At 72.5% G+C, this 8,848-nt stretch carries 8 protein-coding genes; 1 reads left to right on the forward strand and 7 read right to left on the reverse strand.

What is annotated here, in order from left to right:
* The first annotated feature begins 514 nt into the window (after window positions 1-514).
* Window positions 515-2,299: an N-acetylglutaminylglutamine amidotransferase gene (locus EYA84_RS20335; RefSeq protein ID WP_131054635.1), complete on the forward strand. Its 1,785-nt coding sequence runs from the start codon at window positions 515-517 to the stop codon at window positions 2,297-2,299.
* A gap of 109 nt (window positions 2,300-2,408) precedes the next feature.
* Here EYA84_RS20335 and EYA84_RS20340 read toward each other — a convergent pair whose 3' ends face one another.
* The 7 genes from EYA84_RS20340 to EYA84_RS20370 form a co-directional block, all read right to left on the reverse strand.
* Window positions 2,409-3,545, reverse strand: coding sequence for a glutamate--cysteine ligase (locus tag EYA84_RS20340; RefSeq protein ID WP_131054636.1), 1,137 nt, complete (start codon window positions 3,543-3,545; stop codon window positions 2,409-2,411).
* Window positions 3,546-3,672: 127 nt separating this feature from the next.
* Window positions 3,673-4,695, reverse strand: coding sequence for a CPBP family intramembrane glutamic endopeptidase (locus tag EYA84_RS20345; protein ID WP_131054637.1), 1,023 nt, complete (start codon window positions 4,693-4,695; stop codon window positions 3,673-3,675).
* 186 nt (window positions 4,696-4,881) lie between these two features.
* A complete protein-coding gene (locus EYA84_RS20350; RefSeq protein ID WP_131054638.1) occupies window positions 4,882-5,982 on the reverse strand; it encodes a Gfo/Idh/MocA family protein in 1,101 nt (366 codons plus the stop codon).
* A complete protein-coding gene (locus tag EYA84_RS20355) occupies window positions 5,922-6,662 on the reverse strand; it encodes a ThuA domain-containing protein (RefSeq protein ID WP_131054639.1) in 741 nt (246 codons plus the stop codon). The genes EYA84_RS20350 and EYA84_RS20355 overlap by 61 nt, the downstream gene beginning before the upstream one ends.
* A gap of 94 nt (window positions 6,663-6,756) precedes the next feature.
* Window positions 6,757-7,455 (reverse strand): (2Fe-2S) ferredoxin domain-containing protein, encoded by a 699-nt coding sequence (locus EYA84_RS20360; RefSeq protein WP_131054640.1) that lies wholly within the window; start codon window positions 7,453-7,455, stop codon window positions 6,757-6,759.
* Window positions 7,452-8,213, reverse strand: coding sequence for an ABC transporter ATP-binding protein (locus EYA84_RS20365; RefSeq protein WP_131054641.1), 762 nt, complete (start codon window positions 8,211-8,213; stop codon window positions 7,452-7,454). Before EYA84_RS20365 ends, EYA84_RS20360 begins: the two co-directional genes overlap by 4 nt.
* A partial coding sequence (locus EYA84_RS20370) for an iron ABC transporter permease (protein ID WP_153227112.1) occupies window positions 8,213-8,848 on the reverse strand: 636 nt, incomplete at its 5' end. The genes EYA84_RS20365 and EYA84_RS20370, both read right to left, overlap by 1 nt.

Consider the following 8,848-nt stretch of genomic DNA (forward strand, 5'->3'; position numbering starts at 1 on the left):
GGAAACGCGCCAACGAAGTCGACCCCGTCCGCCTGCGGCCGACCCCACACGAGTTCGCCATGTACTTCGACTGCTGACACCCATCAACACCACTCGGGCCGGCTCCGCTACCGCGAAGCCGGCCCGAACGGGTGGGGCCACCAACCACGGCGAAGGTGGGGAGATTTGTTGTCGCTGGAGCGACAACAAATCTCCCCACCTACCCCAGCACGCCACAACGCTTCGCCGAGACCCGGCAGCAGGCCGCGTTGGCACGACTCCCGGCGACGGGCACGGCCACACGACGCGGACCCGGCCGCACACAGCAGGCACGACCGCACGGTGGCAGGCACGGCCACACGCCAGTACGGCAGCGAGCGGCGCCGCGTGGTGGCGGTTTCGGGCGTTGACCAGCGGGTATGCGGACCGCCCACCCGACTCGGCGGCACGTCGCGGCGCACCACCACTACCTGCCTCCGAAGACAGGAGTCGTCACCGGTGCCGGCATCACCCGCAGGAATCAGGACCCACTGACGTGTGCGGAATCGGCGGGGAGGCACGGTTCGACGGCGCGAGGCCGGACACCGACGCGGTGGACCGGATGAGTACGGCGATGCGGTCCCGTGGGCCGGACGGCGAAGGGCTGTGGAGCGACGACTGGGTGGCTCTCGGGCATCGGCGGCTCACCATCATCGACCTCTCCGAGGCCGGTGCCCAGCCGATGGTCCGTGAGGATCTGGGGCTCGCCCTGGTCTTCAACGGCTGTGTCTACAACTATCCCGAGTTGCGCGAGGAGCTGCGCGCCGCCGGGCACCACTTCACCTCGACCAGCGACACCGAGGTCATCCTCGTCGCGTACGCGCACTGGGGTGAGGCGTTCGTCGACCACCTGGTCGGCATGTTCGCCATCGGGCTGGTCGACCGGACGCGTCGACGGCTGGTCCTGGCCCGCGACCGCCTCGGCATCAAGCCGCTCTATCTCACCGAGACCCCGGGACGGCTGCGGTTCGCCTCGACCCTGCCCGCGCTGCTGCGCGGCGGCGACGTCGACACCACCATCGACCCGGTGGCCCTGCACCACTATCTTTCCTGGCACTCCATCGTCCCGGCGCCCCGCACGGTGCTGCGCGGCGTGCGCAAGCTGCCACCGGCGACGCTGCGGGTCATCGAGGCGGACGGGCGCAGCCGCGAACGCGTCTACTGGAGACCCGAGTACGCCCGCGACCCCGCCCACTCCGGCATGGACGCCCGGGACTGGCAGGCGGCGCTCGGCGGCGCACTGCGCACCGCCGTACGCCGACGGCTGGTGGCCGACGTACCGGTCGGGGTGTTGCTCTCCGGTGGACTGGACTCCAGCCTCATCGTGGCGCTGCTCGCCGAGGCCGGGCAGGAGCAGTTGCGCACCTTCAGCATCGGGTTCGACAGCCGTGGCGGCGAGGCCGGCGACGAGTTCGGTTTCTCCGACCTGGTCGCCCGCACCTTCGACACCGACCATCAGCGGATCCGGCTCGCCGACGACGACCTGGTCCCGGCGGTACGCGCCACGGTGGCCGCGATGACCGAGCCGATGGGCAGCCACGACGTGGTCGCCTTCCACCTGCTGTCCGAGCAGGTGGCCCGGCACGTCAAGGTGGCCCAGTCGGGGCAGGGCGCCGACGAGGTGTTCGCCGGGTACGGCTACCACCAGCCGCTCGCCGAGGTGCCGCGCGACGGGGCGGTGGAGACCTTCGCGTCGGCGTTCTTCGACCGTGATCATGCCGAACTGTGCCGGGTGGTCTCCCCCGCGTACGCCTGCGACCACGATGCCAGCCGCGAGCTGCTCCTCGCCGAGTTGGCCGCGCCCGGCGCGCAGACCGCGTTGGACGCCGTGCTGCGGCTGGACACCCACCGGATGCTTCCCGACGACCCGGTCAAGCGGGTCGACAGCATGAGCATGGCCTGGGGGCTGGAGGTCCGCACCCCGTTCCTGGACCAGGATCTGGTGACGTTGGCGTCGGCCTGCCCGCCGGAGCACAAGGTGGCCCAGGGCGGCAAGGGCGTACTCAAGGAGGTCGCGCGGGAGGTGCTGCCCGCCGACGTCATCGACCGGCCCAAGGGCTATTTCCCGGTTCCCGCGTTGCGCAACGTGGACGGCGCGGTACGGGACATGGTCGTCGACGCTCTCCGGGCCCCGGCCGCCCGGCAGCGGGGCCTGTTCCGGCCGGAGTACGTCGCGTACCTGCTCGACGACCCCGACGCGGCGCAGGCGGCGGCCGGCAGCAACAAGCTCTGGCAGCTCGGTCTGCTCGAACTCTGGCTCCAGACCCACGACATCCGCTGACCGACCGCCCCCTGGGTGGCGGGGCACCCCACCCGCTCCGGCGAACGGGCGGGCCGGTTGGTCACCGTGCACGCGCCCGAGCACGGCAGCCGTGCGCGCCCGGAACGGGTCAGCCGGTGGTGGTCTGTACGGCGAGGTGGTGCAGCAGCGTGGGAATGTCGCCGCCGGTGTCGCCGAGCAGGAGCCGCTGCCGGGCGGCGCCCGTGCCGGTGCGGCGGAGCCGGTCGAGCTGCTGCCGCACGTAGTCGAGGTCGCCGTGCACGCCCAATGCCGGGCTGACCACGGTCAGCAGGTCGGCGACCAGGTCCCAGGCCGGTCGGGGCCGGGTGGTCCGCAGGTCGATGAGGTCACCGTCGAGCCCGTGGTGGGCGGCCCGCCAGTGGGCGGCGGCGACCAGGCAACTGCGCAGCCGGGGTGCGGGGGTGCCACGCCGGATGTCGTCGACCATGGTGGTGACCAGGGCACGGACCAGCGCCGCGTGCAGCACGGTGTCGTCGACGCTCGGGCAGACGTCACCGACCCGGATCTCGATCGTGGGGTAGTTCGCCGAGGGACGGGCATACCAGTAGACCATCGTGGGATCGAGCATGATCCCGGCTTCCACGAGGTCGGCGACGGTGGCGTCGTACTCGGCGGCGGAGGCGAAGTAGGGGGTCGGTCCGATGCTCGGCCAGCGTTCCAGTTGCATGGAACGCCAGCTCGCGTGCCCGGTGTCGTACCCGTCGTGCAGGGGCGAGTTCACCGTGATGGCGTGGATGACCGGAAGCCACACCCGTAGGTGGTTGCCGACCTGGACGGCCAGTTCCCGGTCGGGCAGGCCCACGTGCACGTGACAGCCGCAGACGGCGGGATCGTGCGCGACCGGGCCGAATCGGCGGGACATCGCGTGGTAGCGCGGTTCCTCCGGTACGGACCGGTGTTCCTCCCGCACCGGGGTGGCGCCGAGGGCGACCAGGCTCGCTCCGGCGGCGTGGGCGGCGTCGGCGGCGGCGCGGCGCAGCGTCAGCAGGTGTTCCCGCAGTTCGCTCAGTTCGGTGCAGACCGGGGTGACCATCTCGACCATGCTGTGCCGGAACTCCTGCCGGCTCTGTCGACGGGCGTCGCCGGGCAGGGCGGCCCGCACCTGCCCGGCCACCGGCAGGCTCTCCCCGGTCGCCGGGTCCAGCAGCAGGAACTCCTCCTCGACCCCCAGGGTCAGGGGTGGGGTCACCTCGAACTCCGGCGCCGACACCCCGTGATCACCCATCCTCGACGTCCCATCCGCCAGTGGCGACGATGCTCGCCGCCGGAGACCCCGCTTTCCCGAGCACGACACCGGCAAACGACGTCCCCGCCACCACCACGCCCATCACACGCCCCCGTCCGGCCGCAGATCAGGCCGCGCAGCACGACACCGGCGCGACGTCCGGCGCGACCGTGACCACCGCGAGGTAGGCACCGAAGATCCAGAGCGGAATGCTGACCAGGTCGAACGCGTCGTCGTTGCCGACCGATCCGTGGCCGGTGCCGTTCTCGACGCGGCGGCGACGGGCCAACCACAGCACCACACCACCGTAGAGTCCGGTCACGCACATGCTGATCATCGCAGCCCTCGCCGACACGTCGGCCTGCTGCGCGTCCAGCGTGCCGGTGACGACCCCCAGCCCGATCCCGGCCACGTTGTTCACCACGTGCAGCGCGATGGCGGCCTCCAGCCCACCGGTGCGGATCGTCACGACCGCCGTCACCGCGCCGAAGAAGACCAGGTCGGCCATGCCCCAGCCGGTGCCCCAGCCGTGGGCCAGGCCGAACAGCACCGACGACACCGCGACCCCCGGCCACGGCGACCGGATCCAGGACCCGAACGCCTGGATCATCCAGCCCCGGAACAGGTACTCCTCACCCGCCGCCTGCAACGGCACCAGAAGCACCACGACGGCCAGACCGGCCGCGACCCGCTCCCACCCGGCCCAGTCGCTCGCCTGGCCGCCACCGGGCAGCAGACTCAGCACCCCGAGATGCAGCACCAACGCCGGTACGGCGACCAGGAGGCACGTCGCCAGCCACCGCCACCGCAACCGGCCCACCACCGACGACACCGTCCCGGCCGGACGACGCTGCACCCAGCGGGCGGCCAGCAGCGTCAACGGAATCAGCAGCCCCAGCGTGACCATGGTGATGGCCAGCTCGACCTCCGGGCCGCCGCCCAGGAAATCCTCCGGCCCGTCCAGCAACCACACCACGGCGCTGGCGGCCCCGAACCCGCCGATCAGCACCACCGGCACCCCCACCATGATCAGCAGGGTGCCAAGCAGGGGCCGCCACCAGCGGTGCCGGTCGGTACGGGCGAGCCGGTGATACGGGACCGGAGCGGGCGCCGGAGTGGGGCTCGCCGACTCGGGAAGCGTGATCGTCATGCGCTACAGCCTGTCCGGACGCGCCCGCCGGATCGTCTGTCGTCTGCATGAACCCCGGCTACGACTATCGTAGGAATTCGCGCCGCTGCCCCGTCCGCGCAGCCACCGGCACGGGCTGCGGGTACGGTCGCCGCTCACGCGCTCAGCACGTGCTCCACAAGGCCGGTCGCCCGCGCCGAGGACCGGCTACCGGGACCACTCCTGCGCCGGGGTCAACGGGACGGGTGCGGGGCGTGCCACCGTCGTCGTCAACTCGACCCGTCGGCCCTCGGCGGCCGACCGGAGCAGGGCGGTCATGATGTCGAGGACGTGCAGCGCCACCTCGCCGCTGGCCCGGGGCGGACGCGCCTCGTCGGCCCCGACGAGATCGATCAGGCCGACCCCTCGGGTGGCGGCGACGTAGCCGGCCCCCGGTTCGAGGACCCGCCACCCGGGGCCGTCGAGCGCGACATGACGGACCTCGCCGTCGAAGGTGTTCGGATCGGGTACGGCGAGGGTGCCGCTCTCCCCCTGCACCTCGATGGGCGCGGCCGTCGTGGTGACACCGTCGAAACTGGTGGTGAGGGTGGACAGGGCACCGTCCGCGTGTTCCAGCACGCCGCTCACGTGGGTCGGCACCTCGACCGGGATCCGCTGCCCGAGGCGGGGCCCCGAGCCGACGGTCCGGGCATCCCGCATCCGGCTCGCCGCACCGATCACCGCACGCACCGGTCCGAGCAGGTGGACCAGCGACGAGACGTAGTACGGCCCCATGTCCAGCAGCGGGCCGCCACCCGGGGCGTAGTAGAAGTCGGGGTCGGGGTGCCACCGCTCGTGACCCGGGGTGACCATGACGGCCGACGCGGAGAGTGGGCGGCCGATCAGTCCACCGTCGATCGCCGCCCGGGCGGTCTGCGTACCGGTGCCCAGGACGGTGTCCGGCGCGCATCCGACCCGGACGCCCGCCGACGAGGCCCGGTCGATGAGCGACCGGGCCTCCGGGAACGTGACGGTGAGCGGCTTCTCGACGTAGACGTTCCGTCCGGCGTCGATCGCCGCGCTCGAGATCTCAGCGTGCGCCGCCGGGATCGTCAGGTTCAGCACCGTCGCCACCTCGGGGTGGCGGAGCAGCCGCTCGACACTCACCGCCTCGGCGCCGGGAATGGTCGCGGCGGCAGCGGAAGCCCGGGCCGCGTCCAGGTCGGCCACCGCGACGACGCGGACCCGGGGGTGGTGGGCGAGCGTGCTCAGGTACGCGCGGGAGATGACCCCGAGACCGACGATGCCGACGCCGTGCGGGTCGCCCACAGCATTCCCCTCTCGATGACGGTACGGACGGCCGTGTGTTCCAGCACGTCGAGGCTGTGTCCCGGAGTCGTCACGACGATCCGCCCGGCTCCCCAGGTGCGGGTCCAGATCGCCGGCGAGGTGACCGGCCGGTGCCACGGGTGCCACGCTTGAGTCGGGTGGGTGGTGGTGGCCAGGACGTCGATCAAGTCGTCGTGCAGCACCCAGTACTGCTCGGTGACCAGGTCGAAGTCCTCGATCCCGGCGGTGATCGGATGGTTCCGGCCGAGGTCGGTGATCGTGACCGAGTGGGGCAGGAAGCTGTCCTGCTCTCCGCCGCCACGGGCACACGGCTCGACGCCGGGGTGGACGGCGAACTGGCCGCCCACCAGGTGCAGGTAGTCCGAGGAGGCCCGGAACGAGTCGACGATGCCGCCGTGCCAGCCGGTGAGACCCGTCCCGGCGACGACCGCCGCCGCCAGGCCCGCCACCTGCTCCCCGGTGATCTGCGACATCGTCATGCACTGCACGATCAGGTCGGTGGCGGCCAGTTCGGCGGCATCGGCGTAGACCTCCGTCGACTCCTCCACCCGTACCTCGTATCCGTTGCGTTCGAGGAACGGGATGAACAGGTCCGTCGCCTCGACCGGCCGGTGACCCGCCCATCCGCCTCGGACCACGAGGGCTCTGCGCCGCACCACACCCGCTCCTTCCCGACCCGTCGCCCCAGGACGCTTCCGTCCGGGCCGACGCCCACGCCATGACGACCGTCGATAACCGTACCGGGCTTCGCGGTCACGAGTCGCGTGGGCGTCTGCCGTCGACCGGTGTGCCGTCGCGCAGGTGCACGTCGGCGATGAGGACGGCGAGGTCCGCGTCCACGTGTTCGTACCAGGTGTCGTCGGGATGCACGACGACGAGCGGCCCGAGGTTGCAGGGGAACAGACAACCGGTCGAGGTGACCAGGACGTCGTCGTCGCCGAGGCCGTTCGCCTTCAGGCGGTCGCCGAGGGTGGCGGCGACCTGGTTGGCGCCGTACGCGGTGCAGCGCGGCCCACGGCACACCAGCACGTGTCGGCGGTGTCGGGTGATCTGCGACCAGGCGGGGCTGCGGAACGGTCCGGGGTTGCCGTCGAGCGTGGTGTGGTCGCCGGTGACGGCGTCGCTGACTGCCGTGACCAGCGCGGGCTGTGTCGCCAACGGCGGGGCGAGCAGCACGCGTACCTGCCGGTCCCGGGTGGTACGCCAGTGGGCCACCGCGCGGCGGAGCCAGGTGTCGAGGTACCGGTCGGGCGGCAGGTGCACGGCCACGAGCAGGACCTCGTCATGCTCCGGTACGGCGTCGAGGGCGGCGTGCAGGGAGGGCTCGGCGCCGTCGAGGAAACAGGCCCGCACCGGTACGCCCACGGCCTCGGCGACCGCTGCGGCGAGGCGGTGGATCGCGTCGTGGCCGCCGTGGTGGGCCGCCCCGCGCGAGACGAGCAGGACGTTCATACTGCCGGGGCCCGGTAGGTGACGACCGGTCGTCCATCGAGGACCGTCACGTCGGCGTCCACGGCGTACACGTCGGCGAGCAGCGCAGGCGTCAGCACGTCGGCAGGCGTTCCGGTGGCGACGACCCGACCGTGGTGCAGCACCACCACGAGGTCGCAGAACATCGCGGCCAGGTTGAGGTCGTGCAGGGCGGCGAGAGTGGTGACGGCGCTGCGCCGGACCAGGCCCAGCAGCTGGAGCTGGTGGCCGATGTCGAGGTGGTTGGTGGGCTCGTCGAGCAGGAGCAGTTGCGGTTCCTGGGCCAGGGCCCGGGCGAGTTGGACCCGTTGGCGTTCCCCGCCGGAGAGCGTCTGCCAGCGGCGGTGGGCGTACCCGGTCATGTCGACGCGGTCGAGCGCGTCGGCGGCGGCGGCCCGGTCGGTGTCGGTGTCCGACCAGCGGGAGCGGCGGTGCGGGGTGCGGCCGAGCAGCACCACGTCGAGCGCGGTCAGGTCGAGGTCGGTCTCGGCGTACTGGGCGAGCAGGGCCATCCGCCGTGCCGCGGTGGCACGCGGCAGCCCGGCCACGTCGTCGCCCGCGACGGTCACGGTCCCGGATCGGGGGGCGATCAACCCGGCGACGACCCGCAGCAGGGTGGTCTTGCCGGACCCGTTGGGGCCGAGCAGGCCGACCAGGGTGCCGCGCGGCGCTGCGCACGTCACGCCGTCGAGGAGTCGCGCGGCCGGCACCGACCACGAGACGTCGCGGATCTCCAGCATCAGGTGTTCCGGTCCCCTCGGCGCAGCAGTAGCACGAACGCGGGCACCCCGAGCAGGGCGGTCAGCACGCCCACCGGCAGTTCGCGGGGGTCGAACAGGGTCCTGGCCGCGGTGTCCACCCAGATGAGGAAGATCGCTCCGGCGAGGACGACGACCGGCAGCAGCCGCCGGTGGTCGGGGCCGGTGAACCGCCGCACGGCGTGCGGCAGGATCAGGCCGACGAACCCGATCGCGCCGCTTATCGAGACCAGCACGGCGGTCAGCAGCGCCGTGGTGACCAGCAGCAGCCACCGGACACGCCGGACGTCCACGCCGAGGGCGGCGGCGGCCTCCTCGCCGAACGCGAACGCGTTGAGCGCACGGGCGAACCGGAGGATCACGGCGGACCCCGCCGCGAGCAGCGGCGTCGCCCACGCCAGTGCGGTCCAGTCGACGCGGGCGAGCGAGCCGGACAGCCAGAAGGTGATGCTCTGGGTCGCGTGCGGTTGGGCCGCCCAGATGATCACGAACGTCGTCAGCGCGGCGCAGAGCTGCGCGACGGCGACGCCGGCCAGCACCACCCGGGTCGGTCGCAGGACCGCGCGCCGGCCGGCGGCGGCGACCACGACGGCGAACGCGGCGAGCGCCCCCACGAA

It is taken from the genome of Verrucosispora sp. SN26_14.1, assembly GCF_004307965.1.
Classification (GTDB): domain Bacteria; phylum Actinomycetota; class Actinomycetes; order Mycobacteriales; family Micromonosporaceae; genus Micromonospora.